At 60.8% G+C, this 26,985-nt stretch carries 21 protein-coding genes and 4 pseudogenes; 14 read left to right on the top strand and 11 right to left on the bottom strand.

Going from position 1 to position 26,985, the window contains the following annotated elements; all coding sequences use genetic code 11:
* The first annotated feature begins 244 nt into the window (after nt 1–244).
* Nucleotides 245–1,069: a ribonuclease HII gene (gene rnhB, locus I6F20_RS27445; RefSeq protein ID WP_225128654.1), complete on the top strand. Its 825-nt coding sequence runs from the start codon at nt 245–247 to the stop codon at nt 1,067–1,069.
* Nucleotides 1,070–1,096: 27 nt separating this feature from the next.
* On the opposite strand, the gene ligD (I6F20_RS27440) is transcribed toward rnhB, so the two are convergent.
* The gene (ligD, locus tag I6F20_RS27440) at nt 1,097–2,044 is read right to left on the bottom strand and encodes a non-homologous end-joining DNA ligase (RefSeq protein ID WP_225128795.1); all 948 of its coding nucleotides are present in this window, start codon (nt 2,042–2,044) and stop codon (nt 1,097–1,099) included.
* Between the two features lie 142 nt (nt 2,045–2,186).
* Between ligD (I6F20_RS27440) and I6F20_RS27435 the strand changes: the two are divergent.
* Nucleotides 2,187–2,809 (top strand): annotated as a pseudogene (locus I6F20_RS27435) (cell envelope biogenesis protein TolA).
* A 59-nt stretch (nt 2,810–2,868) separates the two neighbouring features.
* Here I6F20_RS27435 and I6F20_RS27430 read toward each other — a convergent pair.
* A complete protein-coding gene (locus I6F20_RS27430) occupies nt 2,869–3,036 on the bottom strand; it encodes a hypothetical protein (RefSeq protein ID WP_225128652.1) in 168 nt (55 codons plus the stop codon).
* The gene (gene ligD / locus I6F20_RS27425) at nt 3,036–3,956 is read right to left on the bottom strand and encodes a non-homologous end-joining DNA ligase (RefSeq protein ID WP_225128793.1); all 921 of its coding nucleotides are present in this window, start codon (nt 3,954–3,956) and stop codon (nt 3,036–3,038) included. Before ligD (I6F20_RS27425) ends, I6F20_RS27430 begins: the two co-directional genes overlap by 1 nt.
* A 105-nt stretch (nt 3,957–4,061) precedes the next feature.
* Here ligD (I6F20_RS27425) and I6F20_RS27420 point away from each other — a divergent pair, with 105 nt between their 5' ends.
* Nucleotides 4,062–4,250: a DUF3606 domain-containing protein gene (locus tag I6F20_RS27420; protein WP_225128651.1), complete on the top strand. Its 189-nt coding sequence runs from the start codon at nt 4,062–4,064 to the stop codon at nt 4,248–4,250.
* 25 nt (nt 4,251–4,275) lie between these two features.
* Here the strand turns inward: I6F20_RS27420 and I6F20_RS27415 are convergent, their stop codons facing one another.
* On the bottom strand, nt 4,276–4,554 hold the full coding sequence (locus tag I6F20_RS27415) for a hypothetical protein (RefSeq protein ID WP_225128650.1): 279 nt from the start codon (nt 4,552–4,554) through the stop codon (nt 4,276–4,278).
* A 1,275-nt stretch (nt 4,555–5,829) separates the two neighbouring features.
* On the opposite strand from I6F20_RS27415, the gene I6F20_RS27410 reads away from it, so the two are divergent.
* From I6F20_RS27410 to I6F20_RS27385, 6 genes are all read left to right on the top strand, one after another.
* Nucleotides 5,830–6,000 (top strand): hypothetical protein, encoded by a 171-nt coding sequence (locus tag I6F20_RS27410; protein ID WP_225128649.1) that lies wholly within the window; start codon nt 5,830–5,832, stop codon nt 5,998–6,000.
* A gap of 63 nt (nt 6,001–6,063) precedes the next feature.
* Complete coding sequence (locus I6F20_RS27405) at nt 6,064–7,398, top strand: NtaA/DmoA family FMN-dependent monooxygenase (RefSeq protein WP_225128648.1); 1,335 nt, start codon at nt 6,064–6,066, stop codon at nt 7,396–7,398.
* Nucleotides 7,399–7,430: 32 nt separating this feature from the next.
* Nucleotides 7,431–9,119 (top strand): ABC transporter substrate-binding protein, encoded by a 1,689-nt coding sequence (locus I6F20_RS27400; RefSeq protein ID WP_225128647.1) that lies wholly within the window; start codon nt 7,431–7,433, stop codon nt 9,117–9,119.
* Nucleotides 9,116–10,078, top strand: a complete 963-nt coding sequence (locus I6F20_RS27395; protein WP_225128646.1) for an ABC transporter permease — start codon at nt 9,116–9,118, stop codon at nt 10,076–10,078. Before I6F20_RS27400 ends, I6F20_RS27395 begins: the two co-directional genes overlap by 4 nt.
* Nucleotides 10,075–10,956 carry an ABC transporter permease gene (locus I6F20_RS27390; protein WP_225128645.1) on the top strand — a complete coding sequence of 294 codons (882 nt, stop codon included), beginning with the start codon at nt 10,075–10,077 and terminating at the stop codon, nt 10,954–10,956. The genes I6F20_RS27395 and I6F20_RS27390 overlap by 4 nt, the downstream gene beginning before the upstream one ends.
* A complete protein-coding gene (locus I6F20_RS27385; RefSeq protein WP_225128644.1) occupies nt 10,953–12,683 on the top strand; it encodes a dipeptide ABC transporter ATP-binding protein in 1,731 nt (576 codons plus the stop codon). The genes I6F20_RS27390 and I6F20_RS27385 overlap by 4 nt, the downstream gene beginning before the upstream one ends.
* Nucleotides 12,684–12,945: 262 nt before the next feature.
* Here the strand turns inward: I6F20_RS27385 and I6F20_RS27380 are convergent.
* From I6F20_RS27380 to I6F20_RS27360, 5 genes and pseudogenes are all read right to left on the bottom strand, one after another.
* Nucleotides 12,946–13,155 (bottom strand): annotated as a pseudogene (locus I6F20_RS27380) (nickel/cobalt efflux protein RcnA); the annotation flags it as partial.
* Nucleotides 13,156–13,380: 225 nt separating this feature from the next.
* Entirely contained in the window at nt 13,381–14,664 is a 1,284-nt protein-coding gene (locus tag I6F20_RS27375; protein ID WP_225128643.1) for a cystathionine gamma-synthase family protein, read from the bottom strand.
* A 64-nt stretch (nt 14,665–14,728) separates the two neighbouring features.
* Complete coding sequence (locus I6F20_RS27370; protein WP_225128641.1) at nt 14,729–15,097, bottom strand: hypothetical protein; 369 nt, start codon at nt 15,095–15,097, stop codon at nt 14,729–14,731.
* Between the two features lie 471 nt (nt 15,098–15,568).
* Complete coding sequence (locus tag I6F20_RS27365) at nt 15,569–15,868, bottom strand: ParB N-terminal domain-containing protein (protein ID WP_225128638.1); 300 nt, start codon at nt 15,866–15,868, stop codon at nt 15,569–15,571.
* Between the two features lie 79 nt (nt 15,869–15,947).
* Nucleotides 15,948–16,386 (bottom strand): annotated as a pseudogene (locus I6F20_RS27360) (Ku protein); the annotation flags it as partial.
* Between the two features lie 629 nt (nt 16,387–17,015).
* Between I6F20_RS27360 and I6F20_RS27355 the strand changes: the two are divergent.
* A complete protein-coding gene (locus I6F20_RS27355) occupies nt 17,016–17,384 on the top strand; it encodes a hypothetical protein (protein WP_225128636.1) in 369 nt (122 codons plus the stop codon).
* A 1,022-nt stretch (nt 17,385–18,406) separates the two neighbouring features.
* On the opposite strand, the gene I6F20_RS38415 is transcribed toward I6F20_RS27355, so the two are convergent.
* Both I6F20_RS38415 and I6F20_RS27350 read right to left on the bottom strand, forming a co-directional pair.
* A complete protein-coding gene (locus I6F20_RS38415) occupies nt 18,407–18,748 on the bottom strand; it encodes a GNAT family N-acetyltransferase (protein ID WP_368736795.1) in 342 nt (113 codons plus the stop codon).
* Between the two features lie 108 nt (nt 18,749–18,856).
* The gene (locus I6F20_RS27350; protein WP_225128634.1) at nt 18,857–19,657 is read right to left on the bottom strand and encodes a GH12 family glycosyl hydrolase domain-containing protein; all 801 of its coding nucleotides are present in this window, start codon (nt 19,655–19,657) and stop codon (nt 18,857–18,859) included.
* 393 nt (nt 19,658–20,050) lie between these two features.
* Between I6F20_RS27350 and I6F20_RS27345 the strand changes: the two genes are divergently transcribed.
* The 4 genes and pseudogenes from I6F20_RS27345 to I6F20_RS27330 all read left to right on the top strand — a co-directional run bounded on the left by I6F20_RS27345 (nt 20,051) and on the right by I6F20_RS27330 (nt 26,979).
* Nucleotides 20,051–20,233, top strand: a complete 183-nt coding sequence (locus tag I6F20_RS27345) for a hypothetical protein (RefSeq protein ID WP_225128633.1) — start codon at nt 20,051–20,053, stop codon at nt 20,231–20,233.
* Between the two features lie 540 nt (nt 20,234–20,773).
* Nucleotides 20,774–21,727 (top strand): ArdC family protein, encoded by a 954-nt coding sequence (locus I6F20_RS27340; protein WP_225128631.1) that lies wholly within the window; start codon nt 20,774–20,776, stop codon nt 21,725–21,727.
* Between the two features lie 105 nt (nt 21,728–21,832).
* Nucleotides 21,833–23,943 (top strand): annotated as a pseudogene (locus tag I6F20_RS27335) (ParB/RepB/Spo0J family partition protein).
* A 180-nt stretch (nt 23,944–24,123) separates the two neighbouring features.
* Nucleotides 24,124–26,979 (top strand): strawberry notch-like NTP hydrolase domain-containing protein, encoded by a 2,856-nt coding sequence (locus I6F20_RS27330; protein ID WP_518513073.1) that lies wholly within the window; start codon nt 24,124–24,126, stop codon nt 26,977–26,979.
* Nucleotides 26,980–26,985 lie beyond the last annotated feature (6 nt).

Raw genomic sequence — 26,985 nt, 5'->3', positions numbered from 1 at the left:
CGTTACCTTGTTTGCGGCCATGCCGGCCCCGATCTACTCGGGACGGCGACTGAGCACGGGTCCTTCTACCGAGCCGGCGAGCGACAATGTAGCGAGGAAATGAAGGCCGAACCCGCGCGGGAGAGCTGGCCGGGTTCCTTTTGAGAGGGCGTTGCGCGGTCGGTGAGGCGGTATAGCTACTTCAGACAATCGCCATAAAGTTCACTGACATGCTCCCCAACAGTCAATCTTCACGAAGGCCTTAATGTCCCAGTACTCACTCGATGTATTGCGTCAGCGCTATGTCGTCGAGAAAAGACCGCTCGAGGCCGGCGTCGAGCAGATCTTGCGGGCCGACACCCGCGCCGGAGCGCGTGCCATCCTGGCTTCAATCGATAAACGCCGCTTCGAAAATAGGTCGGAAGGGCAGCGCCTCCGCAAGATGCTCCGCTTCGAGACCTCTCTGTGGGAAACAGGCCATCACGCCGTGGCAGGCGTGGACGAGGCTGGAATGAGCCCTCTCGCCGGGCCGGTCTCTGCTGGCGCCGTGATCCTGAAACCGGGCACGCGGATAGTCGGAATCGACGACTCGAAAAAACTCGACGCCGCGGCTCGCGAAGAACTCGCGAAGGAGATCATGGAAAAGGCGGAGTGTTGGTCTGTGGCGTTCGTCGAGGTCGAGGAGATCGACGCGATCAACATCTATTGGGCGGGCATTCAGGCTATGCAGCGTGCGGTCCGGGGGCTGGGATTGACGCCGCAACACTTGCTGATCGATGCGAAACGGCTGAAGGAAATCGACATCCCTCAGCAGGCAATCATCAAAGGCGACGCCAAGTCCGCCAGCATCGCGGCCGCCTCCATCCTCGCGAAAGTCGAGCGCGATGCCGTCATGCGGACGCTCGACGTGCGACACCCCGGCTATGGCTTCGCGGATCACAAGGGCTACCCGGTGCCGGCTCATTATGAAGCGCTCGCCAGGCTTGGCGCATGCGCAGCTCACCGGCGGTCGTTCGGACCGGTACGTAAGGCTCTCGGGTTGCCGCCCTTGCCGCCATGGCCTTCGGCATCTGAGCGCGACGCCGGCTGAACAGGTCTACGCTTCGTCTCGGCGGCGCTATTTTCGCGGCCAGCTCTTTTCGCGTACGACGTCCTTCGCGTTTTTGTCGGACCGCAGCCCGAGATAGACCGGCTGGCGCAGCTCGCCGTTGCTGGTCCACTCCGCGAACTTCACTTCTGCGACCAACGCAGGACGCACCCAGGTCGTGACCTGCTCATCCTTCACCTTGGCAGGGAACGGTGACTTGGCGGTTTTGAGCTTCATGAGCTTGCCGTGAAGCTCTTCGAGAACTTGGTGGCTGAAGCCGGTGCCAACGTGGCCTATGTACCGCCATGCATCCCCTTCGCGTACCGCGAGGACGAGAGCGCCGAAGAAAGGCCGGGTTCGCCTCGGCGCCGTGAAGCCGGCGATCACGACCTCTTGCCGCTGCGCGGTCTTCACCTTCAGCCAGTCGGCGGTCCGGCGTCCGGACGTGTACGGGCTATCGGCGCGCTTGGCCATGATGCCTTCGAGATGTCTCCGCTCGGCATCTGCGAAGAACTTCGTTCCCTTGCCTTTGCGGTGGTTGCTGAACGCGACGAGCTTGTGGCGCGGAAGGATGGCCTTGAGCCGCTTCTTGCGCTCGAGGAGCGGCAGCGCACGCAGGTCCTCACCGTCTGCGAACATGAGGTCGAAGGCGCAATACAGGAGCTTCGCCTCATGGCGCAGCGCGTTTTGAAGCAACTGGAAATGCGAGACGCCGTCCTTTCCGATCGCGACGAGCTCCCCGTCGATCACGGCATCGCCCTTCACGCCCTCAAGTGCTTTGGCGACCTCGATATAGCTGCGGCTGATGATCTTGCCATTTCGGCTGTAGAGCGCAACCTTGCCTCGCCGGATTTCCGCGATCATCCGGAAGCCGTCATACTTGTCCTCGAAAACCCAGCCGGGATCGTCGAACGGCGCGTCGGTGAGCGTTGCGAGCATCGGCTGCAGGCGCTTGGGCAGGGTCGACGTCCGGCTCATTCGAGGCCAATCCTTAAGAGCACGTTGCGAAATGCATGGACGTCCTTCAAGGATTAGGGAACGCTTCGGGGCCGCGTCTTGTTCCGCAGGCTCCGTGGCATGCGTGACGTTGACGCTCGATTGAGGAGGGCGGACCGGACCGATGGCGAGAAAACTCAAAACCTACCAGACTTCTTTGGGCTTCTTCGATCTGGCGATCGCCGCCTTCCTCCTCCATGAAAGCGGCCCTCGAAGCCTGGGGCGCCGACAGCAATCTCTTCCACCAAGGCGCGGCGAAGGAAAGCGACGATCCGGACGTCATCGCTGCGGCCATGAAGAAGCCGGGCGTCGTTCTCAGGCGCCCGGTCGGATCCAACCGATCCTTCAGCGAGCAAGCTGAACTGCCCTCCGATCACGGCGGGGACAGAAGAACGACGAACGCCCCGCGCAAATCGAAGGGCCAAATTGCGAAGAAGCCTTCCTCACGTCCCGTCGACAAGACGGCCGAGCGGAAGGCTGCGCTTGCCTACGAACGGGAGGAGAGGCGCCAGGAGAGTGAACGGGCGAGGGAGGAGGCCGCCAGGCAGAGAGAACGTGAGCGCCGTCAGCAGGCGGTCGACAAGGCGCAGGCTGCGCTGGACAAGGCGGAGCAGGAGCACGCGAAGCGGGCTGCCGCCATCCAGGCCGAGGTTTGAGGCTCTCGCGAAGAGATCGCAAACCGAAGACGATCGCTGGAATAAGGAGAGGGAGCGATTGGAAGCTGCGCTGCGGCGCGCACGGAGTTAGTTTCTTGGCAGTTCTTGCTCGGCGGCACCGAGGGAAGGCAAAGGGTTGCCGTCAAGCGATCATCGTTCGGGGTCTGGTGAGCGCGCTGCGGCTCGGTTCACCGTGGTGCGTTCCGCTCGGTCCTCGGGAGCGAGCTCCATGACCGCTTGATGCAGCTCGGCCGGAATCGTCAGCGGACTTTCCGCGGGCTTGTTCGCCCACTGCCAGAAGCGGTCAAAGGCATCCATTACAGATCCTCCCGAAGCCCCCTAAAAAACGGGTGGCGAACCTTTCCCTCGGCCGACTTCGCGCGATACTCGATCTCGGCCAGAAGCTTGGGTTCGATCCAGATGCCCTTGTGACCAATGCGCTTGGTATAAGGCTGGGTCTTTCGGATGAGGGGTTTAAGCCGCTTCTGCAGATCGGCGGCCGAGACCTTGTCGAAGCCGTGGTCGACTTTGCCGGCATAGACCAGATCGTCGCCCCTGCGCCGGCCGACGTAGATTCCGTCCCACTTCGTCCCATCGAGTGCGAAGCCGGCAATCGTCAGCGTCTCACGCTGTACGCAGGTCTTTTTGACCCAATCATTCGTGCGTCCCGCCGGATAGGCGCTGCCCCGGACCTTCGAAACGACGCCTTCGAGGCCGAGCTTGCAGGCGTGCGCGAACATCTCGCGGCCATCTATCTCGAAGCTTTCGCTGAACTGGATGTCGGTGCCGCCTAGGATCTTCTTGAGTTCGGCTTTGCGCTGAAAGAGCGGTAGCTTCCGGATATCTCGGCCGTTCAGATAGAGCAGATCGAACGCGACGAGCACGATGCTCTTCGATTTGCCCTTGAGCTCGTTCTGCAGGACCGAGAAGTCAGTCGTGCCGTCGGCGGCCGGTACCACGATCTCGCCGTCCACCACCGCCGAGTTCGCCTTGATCCGCCAGGCGTCATGAGCGACCTTCTTGAAGCGATGCGTCCAATCGTGGCCGCGCCGGGTGAAGATCTTCGCCGTCTCGTTGGCCAGATGGACCTGAACACGGTAGCCGTCGAACTTGATTTCGTGAATCCAGCGCTCTCCGGACGGCACCTTCTCGATCGAGGTGGCCAAGGCCGGGTCGATGAAGCCGGGGAAGGGCGTTTTGACGCCGATAGCCGCCGGCTTTTTACGCTGAAACGCCACTGAAGAACTCCACGCTACAGGCGATTCAAATTGGCACAGTTCGAATCGTTCCGGAACCGGCGAATCCTTGTTGCGCTGCCTCGACGCCACGAACAGGAGGTATCCATGGCGGCAGCGAAAAAGTCGAAGACGTCCCGCGGACGCAAGCAGGACCGGGCACGGGTGGCCGGCGGGCAGGACTACGAAGTGCGGTACGAGGCGAAGAAGACAGGTAAGTCGGCGCCGGCGGTGAAGAAGGCTGTCAAAAAGGTCGGCAATACGCGGAAGCGCGTGGAAAGGCGGCTAGGCCGCTGAGTAGGAGACGGATTGGCATCGGTGCTTAGCGTCGGTCCTCCTCGTCAGGGGGGCATTCTGGGCAGGTATCACCAATCGAGTCCAGCAGGTCGCGAACCGCGGCCTCCGCTGCGTCACGGGATACGTCTGCTGGCGGGTCCTGATGGGCGATATCGAAGGCGCGCTCTCGTGCATGCGGATCGGCGCGGTCCTGCATCCAACCGTGCTCCTCGCACTCGCGGATGGCGCCGGCTTCGTTCAGCACGTTGATCGCCCAACCGCGCAGGGTGCGGATCGCCGGCCGTCTCTGCTTGGTCATCAGCATTGAAAGGTTCTCCCACGCTGAGACGAATCGTTTAGTCCCGCAGACGTTCCCCATCGCTAACACACGACTGGGATTCGAGATCGTGGGATCTCGTGGTTTTTCGAAGGCGGAATATTCAGCTTGGCGAGGTGCTAGGGTGGGCAAGAACGAACTAGAGAAACCGTTTTCCGACACTTCAGACGTCCGAGCTCAGTTAGTTGCTCCTTGTCGTTTTGCGCGTGCGGCTGTCGCCCGCACCGGGCTCTCGTGAACCGAGCCGCGCAGCGTCTCGGCCATGCGGCTTCGATCCCTTGCGCACGACCAGATCACGCCCTCGCGGGGCAGAAACGAAAAACCAGACCTTTATGCAGCAGCCACCTGCACAAAGGTCCGGCCTTATCTCAGCTTGCCGCGATACCAAACGGCTGCAAAGGACGCTTCATATCCTTTGGGAGGTCTCGCTTCTCATCCGGGTTTCGACCCGGAGGCGGCAATAGATCAGTCCGATATGACTACTTCTTTTTCTTTGAAGTCTTCTTTGCCACCTTCTTGGTAGCTGCCTTCGCGGTCTTCTTTGCCTTCTTTGCTTTCTTGGCCATGTCGTCCTCTGTAAGAATTGGCTCTCAGTGAACATGCCCACACCGTGCATAGACATGCGCACGAGTGAGACGATACCACAAAAGCAAAATTGATACCAAGGAGACGCAAATCCGCATTGAGCCGCTCGCCGGAGGCACTCGCTCTCGGGTCCCGCCGTCATCGCATTCCGGCGTCGCTATCACTGCCCCGAGCTCGGGTCCTTTTTAACCGGTCTCGCGACTGCACTCGGTCCCGCGTGCCGCCTTCGGCGTCGTTATGCTCACGCTCCTGCGGGTACCAATTCTCTTAAGGCGATGCGCCTCCGGCGCACCGCCCAAACGTGAACGAGCAAGGTCGATCGATACGGGACAGCCGATCAGTGATCCCTTTCAACTCTTTGCCCCGATGATGGCTCGGCTTGTGGCCACGGCTGGAAACTTCAGAGCACGACGCGCCATCATCTTGCCAGGCGAGGGCGAGCAGCAATTCTGAACGGCGTCAGTCCTGAAACATCAGAACGCGTAAGCCTGATTGCGACACGATCGCGCCCTTCTGTTCCGGGAGCCATCCGCCTGAGATACAATCGTTTTGCGCAGGGTACAGATGACGCTCTTGTCGCTAACGCCTCGATAAATTTGCAGCGCATGTGTGTATGTGGCTCTGAGTTGGTCGCCGATATCGCTCCATCGATGTGACTGCAAACCAGAAAGATGGGGTTTGTCAGTCGCGGAGTTTATCGTTCCGCGCCGTGATGCATTTCCAACAAAAATCAATTATCCGGCGGCACGAATTGAAACAGGCATTCTTATTTTTCCTGCGTGGTTGACGCTGGTCGGCTCCTCAACAATGTTGAAGCGCCATGACGCGCTCATGGCTACCGAAGATTGAGAAGAGTGCGATGACGTTTTTGAGCTTCCGGCTTACCACTACCCGTGGCGGATATATCGCGTGATGACGTCGCCGCTTGGACGTGAGCTTCACCTTGGCCTGAACCTGCATGGCGCTGGGGGACATGCAGCAGCGTGGCGGTGGCCCGGAAATCCTCCTGGGGCATTCTACGATATTGAGCATTACGTGCGAGCCGCAAAGCTCGCCGAGCGTGGAAAGGTCGACGCGGTCTTCCTCGCCGACACGCCAGCGCTCAATCCGGCAATCGACAAAAGCCCACCCCTCAATGGCATCGAGCCGACGATTACGCTTGCCAGCATCGCACGAGAAACAAGATTTGTCGGTCTGATCGGCTCGGCATCCACCACGTACAACGAGCCTTATAACCTCGCGCGCCGATTCCAGTCGCTTGACGTTGTCAGTGGCGGCCGCGCGGCCTGGAACGCAGTTACGACATCCAATGTCTATACGACGAGGAGCTTCGGCGGCCACGAGCAATCCCGTGATGACCGTTATCGCCGCGCTGAAGAATTCGTGGAGGCCGTGCGAACCCTTTGGCATAGCTGGGGAGAAGGCGCCCTTATTCTGGACCAAGCGTCCGGGCGGTTTGGTGATCCGAGCAGGCTGCGGACGACGAGGCATGCCGGCGAGTTCTTCGACATCAGCGGGCCCCTGACACATCCGGGCTCAAGGCAGGGGCAGCCGGTTATTTTCCAGGCCGGCGGATCGGATCAAGGGCTTCAGTTCGCGGCCCGAAGCGCCGATGCCGTGTTCTCATCGACAGGCAATTTGGAAATCGCCTTGCGGGAGGCCGATCGCCTCAGGTCGTTTGCTTCTCAACATGGACGAAGGGCGCCCCTCGTCCTGCCGGGCGTCGTCACGTTCGTCGGCGGAACGGAAAAGGAAGCGATCACGCGCAAGGCGGAACTTGATGACCTTCTCAACTTCGACGTTGCCGTTGATGGGCTGGCCAGTCGTTTCGGTATTCCTGCCGAAAGGCTGAAGATCGACGAACCAATCGACCTCAATTGGCTGCCGCGACATGCGGACGCGGCTTTTTCCATCGGCCAGTATCGCACTGTGGAAGCGCTCGTGCGCTCCGGCAAAACAGTCCGCCAGATCATCGTCGAGGCGCCTGCTTACGGTCACCGGGTGCTGGTTGGATCGCCGGAGCAGATTGCCGCTTCCTTCGAAGAGTGGTTCCGGGCTGGCGCAGTGGACGGGTTCAACGTCATACCGGATGTTCTATCCGACGGCACTGCTGCGTTCGTCGATCATGTCGTGCCCGTTCTCCGGCGGCGCGGCTTGTTCCGCTCGGATTATCGAGGCGAAACGCTGCGCGAGCACCTCGGCATTCCACTGCAGGGCGAGCCCACCGACCAGGTCTCCGCCGCCTGAGTGCTTCTCCTTTATCGCAATCGGAGCTTATCATGTCTAAGCCGGCTGCCGTTCGTTCGGCGTTTCTTCTCAAAAATCTGAACCGTCGTTTGACGTCTCACGCCGCAATCATCGCCGTCGCGATGTCTGGCCTTACCATAGCGGATGCCGTGAAGGCGGAAGATGCTTCTGCTGGCAAGCCACAATCGGGCGGGATCATCCGGTACGGTCACTTCCAGGAACCGCCGTGCCTCTATGGTGGCTGGGTGCAGCAATGGTACCTGCAGCGTCAATTCAGCGACAATCTGGTCGCCAGGGCTGAAGACGGAAGGATCCTGCCTTGGCTTGCGACCGCCTGGAGCGTTTCGGATGACCGAAAAACCTACACCTTCCAGATCAAGCCCGACATCAAATTCACGGACGGGACGCCTCTGGACGCCCAGGCGGTCGTCGATAACATTAATGGATGGCTGAGCGACAATCCGGAGCTGGAGAACCCCACAGCCAGCCCTTATCTCAAGGGCGTCTTCGAATCCGCGGTGGTGACCGGGCCGCTGACGCTCAAGATCACCTTGAAGACGCCATTCGAGCCGCTGCTGAATGTCTTTACGCAGTCCTCGCAAGGTATCCTGTCGCCGACGGCGCTGAAGCGCGGCAAGGCCGTGAACTGCGAAAGCCCGGTGGGTTCAGGTCCGTTCATCGTGGAGAAATGGAATCGCGGCAAGAACGTCATATTCCGTCGAAATCCCAACTATAATTCGGCGCCGGCGACGGCCAGGCATCAAGGCCCAGCCTATGTGGAAGGCATCGAGTGGCGTTTTCTTGCTGACCCCACGATACGCTACGGCTCACTTCTGACCGGCGAATCCGACGTTGTCTATCATATCCCGGCCGTCAATTGGCAGGAGGCCAATTCGCGGTTCAAGATCGTGCGTCACCTCACGGGCGGAACGCCGCTTCGGCTTGCATTGTACTCGGAGAGACCGCCGTTCGACGACCTGCGTGTCAGGCAGGCTTTTGCTTACGCCTCCGACCGGCGTGCTGCCGTGCAAGCGGCGTTTCTCGGCTCGCTGCCCTATGAGGGCAATTTCGCTTTGAGCCAAAGTTCCCCGGAATATGTCAGCGACCTCTCAAAATCCTATTCCTATGACATCGAGAAGGCGAACAAGCTGCTCGATGAGGCCGGCTGGACGGAGCGCGATGCAAACGGCATCCGAGCTAAGAACGGCAAAGCGCTGATCATACGCATCACCTACACCAACGCCTTTTCGCCTCCGGATGGCGATCAGGTCCTGCAGATCATCCAGCAGCAAGCGAAGGCTGCAGGGTTCGACGTGCGCCTCCAGCCCACCAACCAAGCTGATTTCTGGGCCGGAAAGAATTTTGGTCCAAATGACTATGAGATCGTTCCCCTGTATTGGGTTGCGCCCGGCGCCGAGATCTATCGGATTTCGTACAAGCCGGACCTGAATGGTGTGCGCAATCCCTTCAATCCATCCCGCTATCAGGATCTGCCGCTGTGGGACATCATCCAGAAGGCCGAACAGGCCGCTGACAAGGAGCAGCGCATCGCGCTTTATCAGCAGGCCGAACGGCGGATCGTCGAGAACGCGCCGTCCCTGAGTTACACGGTTTTGGATGTCACCCTCGCTTTGGCCAATAATGTGAAGGACATCTGGCTCGACAGCGGGTCGGTGGGCGAGCCCGTTTTCTCGGACGCATATTTCACCGGCAAGAAATGAATGCGGTGAAGACGATAGGCAATCGAAGCTTTTGGCTGGTGCGGCGGCTCTTGTCCGGCCTGATTGTGGTCTGGGCCGCGGCAACGTTCACCTTCTTTGTGCAGTTTCTGATGCCCGGCGAACGCGCCCAGATCATCTTCAATGCAAATACCGGAAACGTGGGAGAGATTCCTCGGGACCAGCTGCTTGCCATCAACGCCAGATATGGCTTCGATCAACCCGTCATCGCGCAATACGGAAAGTATATAAGGGACGTGATGCACGGAGATCTTGGGCAGTCTTACGTTCAATATCAACCTGTCACGGACCTGATTGCGCGCCAGATCGGACCGACGATTGCACTCGCCTTTGCCGCGATGTTGACGGCCTGGATCATCACGATCACGACAACGGTTCTTTTCGCCGGGCGTGACAACATATGGTCCAAGGCGCTAGGCGGCTTTCAGGTCTTCCTCGCAACACTGCCGCCCTATTGGCTGGGGACAATCCTGCTGGTCGTTTTCGCGATCCAGCTTCGCTTGTTCCCTGTCGTCGGCGGCAACACGCTCATGGGCCTCGTTCTGCCGACGATGGCCCTGGCCCTGGAAATCTACGGTTTCCTTGGTCAAGCGGTCCTGAGTGAATTCACACGGGTTCTTGATCAGCCTTTCATCACATCATCGAGAATGCGCGGCACGGGAGATTTCAGTGTCCGTTTGCGTCACGCTCTGCGCCATGCTGCCTTGCCGGGGATCACGCTTTCCGGCTGGATCATAGGGAAGCTGCTCTCCGGCGCGGTATTGATCGAAGCGGTCTTCGGCCGCCAGGGGCTGGGCGGCGTCCTTGTTGCAGCAACCTCGACACGGGATGTCCCGGTCGTCTCGGGGGTGGTTCTGGTTTCAGCAGCGCTGTTTGTCGCTACCAGCTTGATCGTGGATTTCACGGTGCAGCTCGTCGATCCCAGGATGAAAGAGGCATGAGTTTCGCCACTAGCTCCGCCGGACATGCAAAGGCGTTCATAACTGCAAGAGTGCTGACGGGCGCCCGTAGGTTTCCGGTTCGGGTCTATGTCGCGGCTTTGTTTATGGCGTTCTTCCTCATCGCGGCGATTGCGCCGAAACTGCTTCAGACGCATGATCCTTTAGTGCTGAGCCTGACGTCACCTCTCAAGGCCCCTTCCTTGACGCATTGGCTGGGGACGGACCAGTCCGGACGGGATCTCTATTCCCGCATCGTGGCGGGGACACGTCAGTCTCTCTCGATTGGGCTAGGTGCGACTGCGCTCAGCCTTGCCCTCGCGCTTGCACTCGGCGTGACGGCGGGCCTGTCTGGCGGCTGGATCGACAATGTGCTCAGCCGGCTGTTCGACGCCTTGTTCGCTCTCCCCACTCTGTTTCTTGCGCTTCTCTTCGTTTCGTTGTTGGGCACCTCGGTCCCGACGCTGGTCATCGCAGTCGGCCTTGGAACATCGCCCGGATATGCGCGGATGGTGAGGGTGCAGGTTCTGAGCGTTAAAGCGACCGGTTATGTTGAGGCGGCAAAGGCGCTAGGCCACTCGCCGAGACGCATCCTGTTCAAGCATATTCTCCCCAACGCAATCAGCCCGCTTGCGACAATGTTCACGCTCGGTGTCGGGCAAGCGATCATTTGGGCATCCGGTCTTTCCTTTCTAGGCTTGGGAGTTGCGCCCCCCTCATCGGAATGGGGCGCGCTGCTCAATGCCGGGCGTAACTACGTGATCTATGCCTGGTGGCTCGAGGTCATGCCCGGTATCGCCATCGCTGCCTTTGCGCTCTCCGTGACTGTCATCGGCCAGTACGTTCAGCAACGCTTGGAAGGAAGGATCGAGCTTTCATGAATGTGACCTATCCCGCAGCCTCCTTCCGGCAAGACGCCACACTGCCGCCCGCTAGCGACCCGTTGCTCACGATACAAAATCTCAACGTTTCCTTCGGGCCGGCCCATTCGCGGCGAGCTGTGGTAAAGGGGGTCTCTTTTACGGTTGAGGAAGGCCGGTGCGTTGCGATCGTCGGTGAATCTGGTTCAGGCAAGAGCGTTACGGCCCGGACGCTGGTTGGTCTTACGGGGGCGTGTTCTCATGTCCAAGCTGACCGCCTGACTTTTCAAGGGAAGAGTATCGGTCACCTGGGTGACACGGAATGGAGAGCCCTGCGCGGCAAGCGTATCGGCTTCGTGTTACAGGACGCACTGGTGTCGCTCGATCCGCTAAGACCGGTTGGCAAGGAGATCGGTGAAGCCCTGACTGTTCACCGCGCAATCAGGACAGGCGCAGAGTTGACAGAACGGGTGCTTGAGCTTCTGAAGCTCGTCGGCGTGCCCGAGCCGGCGGTGAAGGCGCGGCAGCTTCCACATGAGCTGTCAGGCGGACAACGACAACGAGCCTTGATTGCGACGGCGATCGCTCTCGATCCAGCTCTCTTGATCGCAGATGAGCCCACGACGGCGCTGGACGTTACGATCCAGGCGCAAATCCTGGATCTGCTCAGCGAGACCCGCGAACGCGGGAAGGCCATGATCCTCATCAGCCACAATCTTGCCGTGGTATCGCAGATGGCCGACGAAGTCATCGTAATGCGACACGGTGAAATCGTCGAGCATGGTTCATCAGAACAGATTTTTGGCAATCCAAGACACGATTATACCAGAAGCCTTCTTAAGGCGATCCCATCCGTCCGGTCACGCGGCAGCCGTCTTTCGTCCTCTAAGGCGCCGCGCTTCATCTCGGCTGAACGCGACGTGACCAAAGCGCTGGCCCAATCGGATATCGCACAGCGTAGTAGACCGCTGCTTGAAGCGGAAGGGCTCGTCAAGCGCTTTCGTGGACCGGACGGCAAGCTGCGTACCGTTGTCAATGATGTCTCGTTTCGCCTCGGCGCTGGAGAGACGCTTGGTATCGTCGGCGAGTCAGGGTCTGGGAAGACGACCGTGGCACGCATGGCGCTCGCGCTCGAAAGGCCAGACCTGGGAGAGGTGACGCTCGAAGGTGCGCCGTGGACTGCAGCGACTGAGAAAGAGCGCCGCCAGCGGCGATCGGATATCTCGGTCATCTACCAGGACCCACTAAGTTCATTCGATCCGCGCTGGAGCATCGAGCGCGTCATTGATGATGCCTTGGCGAGGCGCCGCGGAGATCCCCTCGACAGAGCCAGTCGACGATCCGAGGTCAGCGAGTTGCTCGATCTTGTGGGGCTGTCACCAAGCTTCAGAACCAGGCGGCTACTCGAACTGTCGGGCGGTCAACGCCAGCGGGTTGCGATCGCCCGCGCGATTGCTCCGCGCCCCAAGATCATCGTATGTGACGAGCCGGTCGCGGCACTTGATGTATCCATCCAGGCGCAAATTCTCGATCTGCTTGGCGATCTCAAGTCTCACTTGCGCGTCAGCTATCTATTCATCTCACATGATCTCGGCGTCGTGCACCACCTGAGCGACCGTGTTCTTGTCATGAATCACGGCGTGACCGTCGAAGCCGGCGGAGCCGACGACGTATTTTTACGGCCTCGGCAAGCCTATACGAGGAAGCTGGTTGCAGCCGTTCCACAATTGCACTTCCAGGCGGCTTAAAGTCTCAAGGCCAGCCACTCCGCGGCGGCTCAGCGCACGGAGCAGGCGCTGTGCAAGGCAGTGAGATCGGGCCGTGGCTCTCCCATGCATGCATCCGCGCCAGCGGAAGCCCGTCTGCCTATTCGGACGATGCAAATGCCCGTCCTTAAAGGGGGTTCACTGCCAGAGGGAAGTCCACAAGATGCGATGGGCGATCACCACACCGGCGCAGGTGGGTCTAGTGCCAACCCGACCAAGCCCTGTAGAGGCCGACAAGCACGATCTAGCGGCGGAGAACGTCTGGCGCACGGTGCGCGAAGCGGCTAAAGACGCTCCAATCGCGCTCGAGCCGGCGAAGGCTGAGGGGGGGCGGCAACGCCGGCCGAAACCATCGTGATTGCAAGGAAGCGGAGGACCATAACTGAGTCGAGGTCAACTGCTCCAACCAGATGCAAAGCAGGAGCACGGTGATCGCGGTCGGGCACGGGATCAGGCGACAATTGGGAGTCGGTTTCGTTCGTTGGCCCACGGGTCGCGCCGTCTCCAAATGGCTCTAAGCCGAGTGAGATGACGGGCCTGCCGGCGATTCCCTGCTGAACGCATCCAGCAAGGGCTATTACATCTGCGTCGTGCGGCAGCTCTCGGGCGCGCAGAGCAGCGAGGCTGCCGCGGCGATCATGTCGGCATGCCGCGCGTCCAATCCGCTTTGATCCCCCGCTCAAGCCGCATTCAGGGCCTGGGCGAGGTCGGCGATCAGATCCGACGGGTTCTCGATCCCGATCGACAGCCGGATGGTGGAATCGAGCACGCCGATCTTTTGGCGGATGTCGGCGGGAACGCCGGAATGGGTCATGGTCGCGGGCAGGCTCGCGAGCGACTCGGTGCCGCCGAGGCTCACCGCCAGCTTGAGGATCTGCAGCGCATTGAGGAATTTCACGGCCGCCTCCTTGCCGCCGACGATGTCGAACGAGAAGGTCGATCCCGCGCCCAGGCATTGTCTCGCGAACACCCGCCCCGAGGGCGAGGCCTGCTCGTGATGACCGAGATAATGAACCCTGGCGACCTTGGGGTGGTCGCGCAGATAGCTCGCGACCAGGCGCGCATTCGCATCGGCCTTTTCCATGCGCAGGCTCAGCGTCTCCAATGAGCGGTTGATCATCCAGCAGGAATGCGGATCGAGCTGGGTGCCGATGGCGCCGCGCAGCGCCTTGATGCCCTTCATGATCGCCTTCGATCCGAGTGCGGCGCCCGCGATCAGGTCGGAGTGGCCGCCGACATACTTCGTCAGCGAATACAGCGACAGGTCCGCGCCGTGCTCGATCGGCCGCTGAAACACCGGGCCGAGCAGCGTGTTGTCGCAGGCGATGATCGGCGTGTGTCCCTGGGCCTTGCCGACGGAATCGGCGATGCGGCGGATCATCGCGATGTCGACGAGGCCGTTGGTCGGATTGGCCGGGGTCTCGATCAGGATCATCGAAACCCGCCCCCTCCCCGTCGCCTCCTCCGCGGCCTGCCTGACGGAGGCCTCATCGATGCCGTCGGCAACGCCGACCGCGCCGATCGACAGGCGCGCCAGCGTGTTCGTCAGCAGCGTTTCCGTGCCGCCATAGAGCGGCTGGGAGTGCAGGATGACGTCGCCGGGCCGGACGAAGGCGAGGATCGTGGTCGCGATCGCCGCCATGCCCGAGGAGAACAGCGCACAGCTCTCGGTGCGCTCGTAGACCGCGAGCCTGTCCTCGACGATCTCGCTGTTGGGGTGGTTGAAGCGCGAATAGACCAGGCCCGCGCCCATGCCTTCTGGCGGCTCACGCCGGCCGGCGACGTAATCGAAGAAGTCCTGGCCGTCTTCGGCGGTCTTGAACACGAAGGTCGAGGTCAGGAACACCGGCGGCTTGATGGCGCCTTCCGACAATTGCGGATCATAGCCATAGGTCAGCATCAGGGTTTCCGGATGCAGCATATGGTTGCCGATATGGGTCTTCGACGGGAACGGTTTTGCCATGGCTGCCTCGCTGTTCTGATGCTCGCCGCGCGTGGCGGGCCGAATCGGTGGTACACCGCGGTGGTCACGAAATCGAGCCTGTATGCAGGTTCGTCAGCACCTGCTCCGGCAGCGGATCTCCAGACACATCTAACTCGGCACCAGTGCTCAAATGCGTCAGTAGGTTCTCGGGTAGGCTGGTTAGCTGGCTATGGTTAGCGAGGAGGAGCACGAGCCCGGGCGGAAGCGCCTCAGGTAAGCTGGTTAGCTGGTTGCCCCTAACGGCGAAAGTATGGAGCATAGCGGGGAAGCCCTCCGGCAGACTCGTCAATTGATTGTCGCTGAGCTCGAGATACTGGAGCGAATCAGGGAGGATCTCCGCTCCTGCCCCCTTTTGTTCGTTCGAAGAGATCCCATCGGCGCGCAGAATCTGTCCTGCCTCAAAAGGATCCATTCCATACTCCCTTGCCAGGACTGAGTAGACTTAGTCCATACGATACGTTGTAACCTCTGAAGCACTTACCTGTCGGTAAGCTGACGAAGAAGCTATCGCCAGGTGGCGACCATAGGAGTTGGAAACGCGGTGATCGTTGCGCCTGCCCGAAGCTGCTCGACCATTTCAGCACTACCATCATATGACAGGGACGTATCCGCGTGGAGGCGTCTGATTTCCACCTCGCCGTCCCACCGTGCCACCGCCGCCTTGCTCTGCGCGGCCGTCCCCTGTCGCTGCCTGAACTGTTCGGCTGCCCGCGCCGCACACATCGCGCGCTGGCTCTCGGCGGGCGCAGTGGGACGGAGTGCTCACAGTCTATGACGTGGCAGATTCAGCTCATGCGGAGGATGACGTAGACCAGAGGGTTGAAAATTGGGCTGCCGAACGGGACGTGGGCCCGCTCGAATTCGAGAAGAAGCCCTAACGCGATTAAATCTCTCCGAGAGAGAGCAACATCTCGATCTCGGATCGTTGTCGGTGTCGACGCTTCAAATTCAGGCTGATGACGTATCCCAGCGGATCGTCACCGTAATAGTTGCGCGTCGGGCAATCGGCGCCGGTCTCGACGGCGGCGCGACAGCGATTGCGGCCGTCGAGGATATTTCTCTTGAACACGCCGACCGCTTCGCGCACGCCGTTTTCGCTGACGTCGGACAAGAACTCGGCATAGGCGTCGCCCTCGATCCGCGCGAAAATGGCAGCGATGGGATCCGGCTCAAGCTGGGTCATGCCGCAAACCTAATGAGCGGTTATGCTAGCGCTCAGCCGCCGGAATTCGTGGCCGCCGCCCTGGAGGGGCAAGTCCTCGACGGATCTCGTCGAAGCATTCCAGCTCGCTGCGCACGCCATAGGGTAGCGCAGCAGAGTGCCGACAAGGCCTTTGTCCATCGGCTCGAGCGCAATGATATGCTCGCGGTTGGTCAGCACCACCCGACCGATGGCGACCTTGTCCATCTCTCGAATGTTCTCACGGATCACGGCCAAGGCGTCGTGGCCGACCTAGCCGTCCGGGCGCTGGCAGTAGGGGCGGATCAGGTAGCGGGGATCGATGTCGGGCCGGTCGACGAACTCGTCGATCTCGATGGTACGTGTCGATTCGAGCGCGATCTCCTCGAGCTCCTCTTTCGAGACCTAGATGTACTGACCCTTCTCGAGCGCGTAACCCCGGCGATGTCTTCGTTCGGCACCTCGTCGCCGGTGTCGGCATCGACCTTCACGTACTTGATGCGGTGTCCCGTCTGGCGGTTGAAGGCGATACTGTGTTTCCCAAAAAGGCCAGGCCTTCTTCCTCAGCTCGCGAGGCTGCCGTCTGTCGGCGATCGGCCTGCAGAGCGCCAGCAAAGATTGCGTGAGCCAGCCACCACGATTCCACGGCGTGGCCAAAATGACTGCGAGCGACGATAGCCGACCCATACGCTACTCAGAAGGAGGCAATCCGCGCCGCGGTCGATGCCGTCCACGCGAGCGGAAAGGCAGGGCACGACGCTTAGGTTCTCGTTCAAAGGGAGAACCACCAATTTGGAATCGAGTGGACACACGGCCACGACCCATACCCCCACCAGCTGCCTAATCGCGGACCACATGAGATCGGCGCCAACCAATCCTGGTAGGTACCTTGCAGTCCTTCTCCGCGATAATTAGCAGCACCCTTTGGGAGTTCAGCCTCTGGGGGGCCGAGGTGGCCAGCCTTGCTAACTCCGAGGGCGACGGCTGGTGGTAGAGACAGTGCTTTCGGGGGCGTGAGCGCCGAATCACCCCTGCGCTGGCCGTTTTTCGGAGCGGTAAGCCGCTTGAAGTCCCCGCCTTTCCGCTGAATCTTCACCAACGGTGCGAGCTGGAATCACTGCTTCCAACCACAGTCCAAAGGAGACGTGATATGATCCCCATTGAGGAGTCCTTTATTCGAGCGATAACGTTGCTTGACGGACCAAAACCGACCGAGCAACGGGCTGAAATCGTCGCCCACCTGGATACTATTGTAGACTATGCACGTGACGATGCCGAGGAGCGCCTAGCCCATAGCTTCAAAACGATGGCCCTGAACCACCTCGACAGTATCGGTCGAGATACGTCGACCATTGTTAAGGAAAAAATGGAGCTGGCTCTGATCGCCACTGAAAAATTGATTATAGCTATCGTCGAGCGCAACTGGCGGGGAATAAGATCCGAGCGATGTCCATACAGGAACGTTGCAACTAGGCAATACGCCGGCCGCTGGTCGCGATCAGATAAGCATGACCGATGACGACCTCCACCAAAGACATGCACGCAGCGCAGCCCGACGGGAATATAGTGCACTGCGTAAGGCTGCGCTGGTGAGGAGGCGGCTAAGCAGCGAGCGCAGCAATTAGCCGAGACCAACACGGTCGAACTTGGCAGCTCACTCGCAAGATTGCGAGCTATCCGTCGCGCGCGAACTGAGGCGCTTAGTTTGTGCAATTCTCGCCCTTACCCCTTTGCCATCGCGTTTGTCCCACAGATACGATCCCGGTCGCCCGGCGCCGGCGCTTCAGGTCTTCCTGGTAAAACTTCACCGCAGTTTAGCAATGCTCCAAGCCTCATACTCGGATCGGCGGCTCTGACGCGTTCGTCTCAAATGTAATCGAGTCGGCCCCGGTTTCTGCGAAACGATAATAGGCCAAGTCATCGCCTCCGACATTGCGCAATGGGAGCCGGAGGCCGAAGCCTCAGGCGTCGGATTGATCGCATGGCGTCACCTGCTGCAAAGGCGACCGTCGGCGACACGCTGAAGGGAGGACGGATCCTCTCGTTCTATGCGATGAGGGGAACGCCGGCCTCCCACGGGCGGCGCGCGCCGAAGGCGGAACGGGGCAGTGATGGCGATCGCCGAGAGGCGAGCCCCTTTCCCTTAGTGCCGCTACCGGGCGCCCCGATTTACGGGCTTCGATGTTCGACGAAGAAGTCTTTTAACGCGGCAGTTAGGAGCTGGGGCAGCTTGTCAAGCGCATTGCTAGGCATTGCTTCAGTCTCCGCAGCCCATGCGCATGGAATTTAAATCCCGATCGTCGGCCCGGCGGCGTCGGGACTGCAACTAGCCTCAGCGGCGCTCATGCAAGTCATTGTGATTACAAGCGGTGCCAGCAGTTGGATGATCCACCGTCTGCTCAGTTTTGATATTCTCATCTGGAGATCCCGTTGTCGTTGTTCACAAACCATGAACAAGGCTGCAATGTCAGCGATGCTCCCCGACGATGATGGTTATCGGGACGCGACCCGACGATCTTGTCTATATGAATACCAAGCCCGTCAGCAATGATCTAGCAACGCAGTATCAGAGATTCTTGTAGAAGAAGGTCGTCGAGCGATAGGTTCCGTCAGAGGCGAGCACACAACCCGGTATGATACCCCACCCGCTGCCATCCTTCGCTGGCGTAAAGACGCTCGGCAGCAGAACTTGTGGTCGTGCTGAGCGTCAACAATATCTTTCCCAGCCGACAGCAGCCAGCGCCCGATACCGCGACGGCGTGCACTTCTTCCAACCAGCAGTTTGACGACTTGAGCGCTATGCATCTGGCTCTCAGAGCCGGCAGGTACCATCTGGACTGTGCCAAAAATCTGACCTGTGCTATCTTCCGCAGCTAGCAACACACGCGTTCATTGCAAATGAACGCGTCCGCAAGGCTACGCCAGTACACCAGCGCCCGTCGTCGAGATAACGGTGACAGAAAGCTGACTGAGGCGAACAGAACTGGATCTTCACTTTGAGGTCACAGTCCAGTTATTGAACTTGAAGTCCATTCCGCCTGGGGACGAGGTGATCTCGACGCCGTATTGGACGCTACCGACGTTTATGTCGCCGAAGTAGCCTTTCGACTTGATCCACTCTAGGATGCCCTTGATGTCCACTGTCCCGCTATTGCTCTTCGAAGTGGGCACGAGCGAGATGACGTTGTGACCATTGTTCCCTTGAAACACGTTCCAGGTCGTCCCTCCCACCTCGACGTTAGTGTAGACGGGGATCGCCGCCCCGGAGGGATCCTGCCGATAATGATAAGAAATCGGCTTAACGTTGCCGCTACCGTCCGAGTTTCCGGTGTAGTTTGTCCAGATCATGATCTCATGCTGGTTTGAGCTGTCCCAAATATCATAGGCGGTGTCCCAAGCGCCGCTGTTAGGAACGTCCTGATTGAAGGTCGAGCTCAAGGTGTTGATTGCACTGAGCGGCTTCCCGATATGGACGGCCTCATGCGGATAGCTCTTGATGCCACCAGTTCGAGGCTGGTTCGACCACACGCTCCACCGGTTCGGTCCATACACTGAAATGGTCTGAGGCCCGGCACCACTGCCCCACACATCGTTGTTCCAGGAGTAGCCATCGCGTGCAAAGTTCCCGTATGGAGCGCTCGAACTCCAAATCGGGGGCTTTGCCGGTACAGCGGCGAGCGGCCGCCCGACGTCGTTTACAGCTTGTCTGAAAAGCTCATGATCCTCCTGTGAGCGGGCGTACCCCGTTGGGAACTCTGGCAAGCCGGCACCGTTTATCCGATTGGAATCCATTATGCTCTCCCTTGCTCCTATGAGAACAAAGCCTCTTCGGTTGGCCCTTAAAGATCGGCTTCGAATTTTAGGACGGTTGGCTTTCGAGAAGCTGACTAGTGCGAGAGTGCACGGTGCGCGCCTGTCCGCTACTTTTCCAACCCACGCACGTGGCGCAACAAGGATACTCTCGCCCTTGCGGTAGGGAGGGTACGTCCACCGATACCCGCACCGTCGCCGCATTCAAGGACGGCCGGGGCTCAGCGCGCCTTGTATCTCCAGTGCCCATTTGGGCACGGCGAAGCGTCAATCCACATGGTGCGCCGATCACCGCGCTCGGGGAGTGGGACTAGCGCGGTTTGGCGACTCACGTTACCCATCATTTTAAGCCCTTCACTACGCAATGGGAATGAAATGGTTGCAGCTACCCGTGAACCGCCGGCCTCTGGTTACGCACTCGAAGTGGATGGCCGACTCAAAGCCGAATTTGCAACCAGAGACGGCGCCAGGGCAGGTGGAGAAGAACTAAAGAAACGTTTTCCCATGCTTCAAATCAGGATCTATGATGCGCAGACGCATGCGCGCGAGGACATCTAGATCTTCAGACTAGCGGATTTTTCCGCTTTGCGCGTGCGGCTTCCGCCGCACCGGGGTCTCGTGAACCGAGCCGCTTTGCGTCTCGGCCATCCGGCTTCGATCCCTCGCGCAAGGCCTGCGGAGTTTCTCGCCGGGGGCACTCGGGAAAGCGGCTCGCCTCTCGGCGATCGCTATCACTGCCCCGTTCCCGGGTGCCGCTATTGAACCGGTCTCGTCGCCGCACTCGGACCCGCGTGCCCCTTCGGGTCGCTATGCTCACGCTCTCCGGGTGCCATTTTGCGTTGAGGCGATGCGCCGTTGGCCCACGCCTGGTGGGGCCTGCGGCCCTAAAGCACCGCGAGGCCATCCCGAAGAATGGAACGAAAGACGGAGTGCGTCGCAGATTTCGCATTCTGTCATTTGTGTGGGTGAGGAGCTCTCGCAAATCACGCGGCCTCGATTTCGCCTGAAGAAGGTTAAAGTGAGAGTGCCGGCCGGGTTTTGCCGTGACGGGTTACAGGCTGCGAGAGAGGCTCGCGGCGCCCGTCGCGGAGATCCGTTATGTCCAGACACTATCTTCGGGCACGCGCCGGCGAGGACCGAACCAGCCTTTATGACGAAATCACCAACAAAATTATCGGCGAGCTTGAAGCCGGCCGCGTCCCGTGGGTACAGCCTTGGGGTTCGGCGGCGGCGGCGGCGTCATTGGCCATGCCGGAAAGCGCCGCCACTGGCCGTCAATACAGCGGCATCAACGTCCTAATCCTTTGGGGGGCTGCCACCGAACACGCATTCACCAGTCAGAGCTGGCTCACCTTCCGTCAGGCGCTCTCGCTCGGCGGTCACGTCCGCAAGGGTGAGCGCGGCACGAGCGTCGTCTATGCCGACCGGTTTGTGCCGGCCGACGAAAAGCGGCGCGCCAGCGAAACAGGTGACGAAGCGCAGGCCATCCCGTTCCTCAAGCGGTTCACGGTCTTCAATATCGATCAGTGCGAAGGCTTGCCTTCGGAGATCGCAACGACGCCACCTCCGCCACCTGGCCTTATCGAGCCAAAGATTGAATACCTGATCAAGGCGACCGGGATCGACTTCCGCATTGGCGGCAACCGCGCCTTCTACATGCCGGCAGAAGATTATGTGCAGGTACCGCCACCACAAGCCTATTTCGAGCCGATCAACTGGCATCGGACGGCCTTTCACGAGCTGGCGCATGCTAGCGGCCATACATCGCGTCTGAGTCGCGATTTGTCGGGAAGCTACGGAAGCAAGAAGTATGCCTTTGAGGAATTGATCGCGGAGATATCATCCGCATTCGGATGCGCCTCGCTCGGCATCGTGCCGACGGTGCGACATGCCGATTATATCGGCTCCTGGCTTGAGGTGCTGCGAGAGGACAATCGTGCTATTGTGCGAGCTGCCTCGCAAGCCAGCAAGGTTGCGGATTATCTCCTTGGGTTCTTGCCGGAGGAGGTTGGCGACATGACGACGGAGAGAGCGGAACAGGAGGCAGCGTGAGGGTCTCCTCGGCCACCGCGGGTAAGCGAGTGAGAGGGCAGGGTCGTTTTCGCGACGGGTTGAAGGCCGAGAGAGGCTCGCGGCGGCCCGTCGTGGAGACTCGACATCACGAAGGCTGTCCAGAAGATCACCCTGTCGCCCTCACGCGACATTCCCTTCAATAAGCTGGTGCTGAGCCAATCCAATGTTCGCCATGTGAAGGCGGGCATTTCGATCGAGCAACTCGCCGAAAGCATCGCGGCGCGCACCCTCCTGCAAAGCCTCAACGTCCGTGCCGTCGTTGATGCCGAAGGGAACGAGACGGGCATGTTCGAAGTGCCTGCAGGCGGCAGGCGCTATCGCGCCCTCGAACTGCTTGTGAAACAAAAGCGCATGGCGGAGACGCAAGCGGTTCCGTGCGTTGTTCGGGACCAGGGTATCGCGGAAGATGACTCGCTTGCGGAGAATGACGAGCGAGTCGGCCTCCACCCCCTCGATCAGTTCCGCGCGTTCCAGCGCCTCCAGCAAGGTGGCATGAGCGAGGAAGACCGCTGCGTGGCATTTTGTGACCCGGCCGTCGTGAAGCAGCGGCTTCGACTGGCCTCGGTTTCGAGCAAGCTGCACGAGATCTATGCCCACGACGGTATGACGCTCGAGCAACTGATGGCGTTCTCGGTGACAGCCGATCATGTTCGCCAGGAGCAAGTCTGGGAGCAGGTCAGTCGTTCGGGTTACGACGAGCCATACCAGATCCGGCGCTTGCTGACCGAACTAACGGTCCGTGCGTCCGATCGCCGCGCTCGGTTCGTGGGCCTCGAGGCTTACGAACAGGCAGGCGGCGGCGTTTTGCGTGATCTGTTCGAGCAGGACGATGGCGGATATTTGCAGGACCTTGCCTTGTTGGACCGTCTTGTTACCGACAAGCTGAAGCTCGAGGCGGAAAGCATCGCAACCGAGGGTTGGAACTGGATCTCAGTGGCGGTCGATTTCCCCTACGGCCATACCAACGGCCTCCGCGAACTCGAGGGCAAACCTATGGATCTCACCCCGGAGGAGCAGGCCACCATCGACGCACCCAACGGCGAGCATACTAAGCTTGAATCGGATTATCAGGATGCCGACGAACTGCCCGATGAGGTCGACCAGCGGCTCGGCAAGATCGAAGCGGCACTGCTCGCATTCGAACACCGATCGATGATCTACGAGCCGGCCGAGATCGTCCGCACTGGCGTCTTCGTCAGCATCGATTCCGAAGGGCGCCTGTCGGTGGATCGGGGCTATGTTCGGTCGGAGGACGACATGTCCGCGATCGATTCTGACGTCAGGCAGGGCACCGATGCGCAGCCGGTCGAGGGGAAGGAGGGTAGCTCCATTCAGCGCACGTCATCGCGGTCGCAAGTAGCGCTGCTGACACTGAAGAAGATGATGAGGACGCGGCCAAACCTTTGCCGGATCGGCTGATCACCGAGTTGACCGCACATCGTACACTGGCATTGCGCGATGCGCTGGCGGAAAATCCGGCGATCGCGTTCCAGGCGGTGCTGCACAATTTCGTGCTGACTGCCTTCTACGGGTTCTCGTCGACGGGGAGTCCCCTTGAGATCGGACTTCGCACGCCGACCTTCCCCGCTCAAGCCCCCGGCCTGAGGGAGAGCGCGTCCGCGAAGACCGTCGAGGCGCCGCCTGAGTCCTGGAAAGCACGGTTGCCGAAAGGCGAGAAGGACCTGTGGGATGCGCTCACAGCTCTCGACGGTGCCGCTCAGGCGTCCCTGTTCGCTCACTGTGCGTCATTTGCGGTCAACGCTCTCTACGAGCCAGCCAACCACTACGATCAGGGCCGTGTCTCCGCCCATAGTGTTCGCGCGCGTCTCGACCAGGCCAATGTGCTGGCGCGCGCGGTCGGGCTGGACATGGTGCAGGCCGGCTGGCGACCCACCGTCGACAACTATCTTGGCGGGGTCATCAAGCCTCGCATTCTGGAAGCCGTGCGAGAAGCAAGGGGAGAATCTTCCGCGCAGCTGATCGCCCACTTGAAGAAGGCCGACATGGCCAAAGAGGCCGAACGTCTTCTCGATGGTTCGGGCTGGTTGCCGGAACCGCTGCGTCTCGTCGATCCCCATGCGGCGTCACTGGAGCCGGAGGTTGAAGCAGGCCCGCTACCCGAATTTCTCGCCGACGATGAGGATCGGGAGAACGCCGGCGACGATGACCCGCAACAGCTCGACGCGGCTGAGTGACACAGAGCGGGATGGCTCGGGCCATCCCGCAGTTGCCTGGAGACCGGTGTGTAACGCCGGTCCCCATTTTATGGGCGAGCGCTGAGAGGGAGAGCAGGGCCGGGAAGGTTTGAATTGCCGTGGTCTTAAGGGGAGCGCCGCGCGGTTCGACCTGTTCCTGCTCTCCCGAGAAATCCTGCCATGACCGAATCTCTCGCCGGCGGCGCTGCCGCCGCGCCGCTCTCGATGCGTGCCGCCGCAAATCTCACCTCCGCCGCCATCAGGGCCGCGCGACAGCTCCTGACCGAGCTCGAACGCGGCCGTCGCATCGATGCCGCCGTCCTGCGTAGCGCCATGGAGGCAGCCTTCGGCGCCTCAGACGCGGCCGGCGTCTGGAGCTGGAAGACCGCCTATGACGTCTGCGAGGCGGCAACAGTTCTATTTCTTCGCAAGTTCGGTCCGGCCATGCGCGCCAAGGCTGGCTCGACGGCTGCCATGCTGCCAATGCTCGCGAGAATCGCGAGCTGTCTGCCGACCCATACGCGGCGTTCCGAGGACAGTCAGGCGTTCCAGCAATTCTCGACGCCGATCCCGCTTGGGCTGGCCGCATGCGTCGCAGCCGGCATTACGCCTGCCGACCGCGTTCTGGAGCCATCCGCGGGGACCGGATTGCTCGCGATCTTCGCCGAGCTCGCCGGCGGCTCTCTGATGTTGAACGAATTGGCTGAAGGTCGCGCGGCGCTGCTCGATCATTTGTTTGTCAACGTTGAGGTCACGCGGTTCGACGCCGCGCAGATCGATGATCACCTCGACGCGAACGTTGTGCCGAGCGTGGTTCTGATGAACCCGCCGTTCTCCGCGGTGGCGAATGTCGATCGACGGATGGCAGACGCCGCTTTCCGGCATATCGCTTCGGCGCTCGCGCGCCTTTGCGATGGTGGACGCCTCGTCGCCATCGTTGGCGCAGGCCTTGCGCCGGATAACCCGGCGTGGCTAGAGGCCTTTGTTCGCCTCCAGGAGCGCGGACGGGTCGTGTTCTCTGCCGCGATCGACGGCGCCGTCTATGCCAAGCACGGCACTCAGACGGACACGAGGCTGCTCGTAATCGACAAGTGGCCCGCTGCCGATCCGAAGGCTTTTCCTGCATCGCAGGGCATGGCCGGCGATGTTGCCATCTTGCTCAATTGGGTGACCCAGTACGTGCCTCCGAGGCTACCCGTCGCCGCGCCGGTCGTGGCCGACATCGTTAGCCGCCCTGCAATGCCCCGATCGGCGGGCGCTTCCGTATCATGTCTGTCGTCCACTTCGGAAAGCGCAGCGCCAAATCGCGTCGAACTCACGTACGAGACCGTCGAATGGTCGCCGCCGGAAGGCGCCCGCCTCACCGATGCGCTATATGAGGAGTACGGATTACAGTCCATCCGTATTCCCGGATCGTGCTCCCATCCGACGAAACTCGTGCAGTCCGCGGCGATGGCGTCCGTTGCGCCGCCGAAGCCGTCCTACCGTCCGCATCTGCCTTCAAGTCTGGTGGCAGATGGAGTTCTATCGGACGCCCAGGTCGAGAGCATCATTTATGCTGGCGAGGCGCTTTCCGAATTCCTTGCGGGCTCCTGGACCGTCGATGCGACCTTTGATGTTGTGGCGGCCGCGCGCGACGACGCTGAGAATGCCGTCCGCTTTCGCCGCGGCTGGTTCTTGGGCGATGGCACCGGCGCGGGCAAGGGGCGGCAGGTCGCCGGCATCCTGCTCGACAATTGGCTCAATGGCCGCCGCCGGGCGGTCTGGATCAGCAAATCCGACAAGCTGATCGAAGATGCGCAGCGCGACTGGTCCGCACTCGGCATGGAGCGACTGCTCGTTACGCCTCTGTCCCGGTTTCGCCAGGGCACACCGATCCGGCTTTCGGAAGGCATCCTTTTTGCCACCTACGCCACGCTACGCACCGACGAGCGTGGCGAGAAGCTTTCGCGCGTAAGTCAGATCGTTGAATGGTTGGGCTCCGACTTCGACGGAGTGATCGTCTTCGACGAGAGCCATGCCATGCAGAATGCGGCCGGTGGCAAGGGCGAGCGCGGCGATCAGGCGGCCTCTCAGCAGGGGCGCGCAGGCCTGAGGCTCCAGCACGCTTTGCCCAATGCTCGGGTGGTTTATGTGTCGGCGACGGGCGCCACCACGGTCCACAACCTCGCTTATGCCCAACGCCTCGGCCTTTGGGGCGGTGCCGACTTCCCATTCGCCACACGTGCCGAGTTCGTTGAGGCAATCGAGCAGGGTGGGGTCGCGGCGATGGAGGTTCTGGCGCGCGACCTCAAGGCGCTCGGTCTCTACGCCGCCCGCTCATTGTCCTATGAGGGCGTCGAGTACGAACTCGTCGAGCACCAGCTTACACCGGAGCAGGTTCGCATCTACGACGCCTATGCCGATGCGTTCAGCATCATCCATAACAACCTCGATGCGGCGATGCGGGCCGCCAACATCATCGGCGAGACCGGAACGCTGAACGGGCAGGCAAAATCCGCGGCTCGATCCGCCTTCGAGAGCGCCAAACAGCGCTTCTTCGGTCATCTGCTGACCTCGATGAAAACGCCGTCGCTCATCCGGTCGATCGATCGCGATCTCGACGCCGGCCATGCCGCCGTCATCCAGATTGTTTCAACGGGCGAAGCGCTAATGGAGCGCCGGCTCGCCGAGATCCCGACCGAAGACTGGGGCGACGTCCAGGTCGACATCACTCCGCGCGAATATGTGCTCGACTATCTCGCCCATTCCTTCCCGGTCCAGCTCTACGAGCCCTTCACCGACTCGGAGGGCAATCTCTGCTCTCGGCCTGTCTATCGCGATGGCCAGCCAGTCGAGAGCCGGGAAGCCGTCGCACGACGCGGCCGCCTCATCGAGAAACTCGCCTCGTTGCCCCCGGTACCCGGCGCGTTGGATCAAATCGTCCAGCGCTTCGGCACCGACATGGTCGCCGAAGTGACCGGCCGCACGCGCCGTATCATTCGTAAGGGCGACCGGTTGGTGGTACCACCGAGCCGGTTCGGCCAATCTCGCTGAGACATC

The sequence above is a fragment of the Bradyrhizobium sp. IC3123 genome (assembly GCF_020193625.1).
Classification (GTDB): Bacteria; Pseudomonadota; Alphaproteobacteria; order Rhizobiales; family Xanthobacteraceae; genus Bradyrhizobium; species Bradyrhizobium yuanmingense.
Note: the sequence above shows the minus strand (reverse complement) of the source record. Positions and strands in the feature narration are given on the sequence as shown.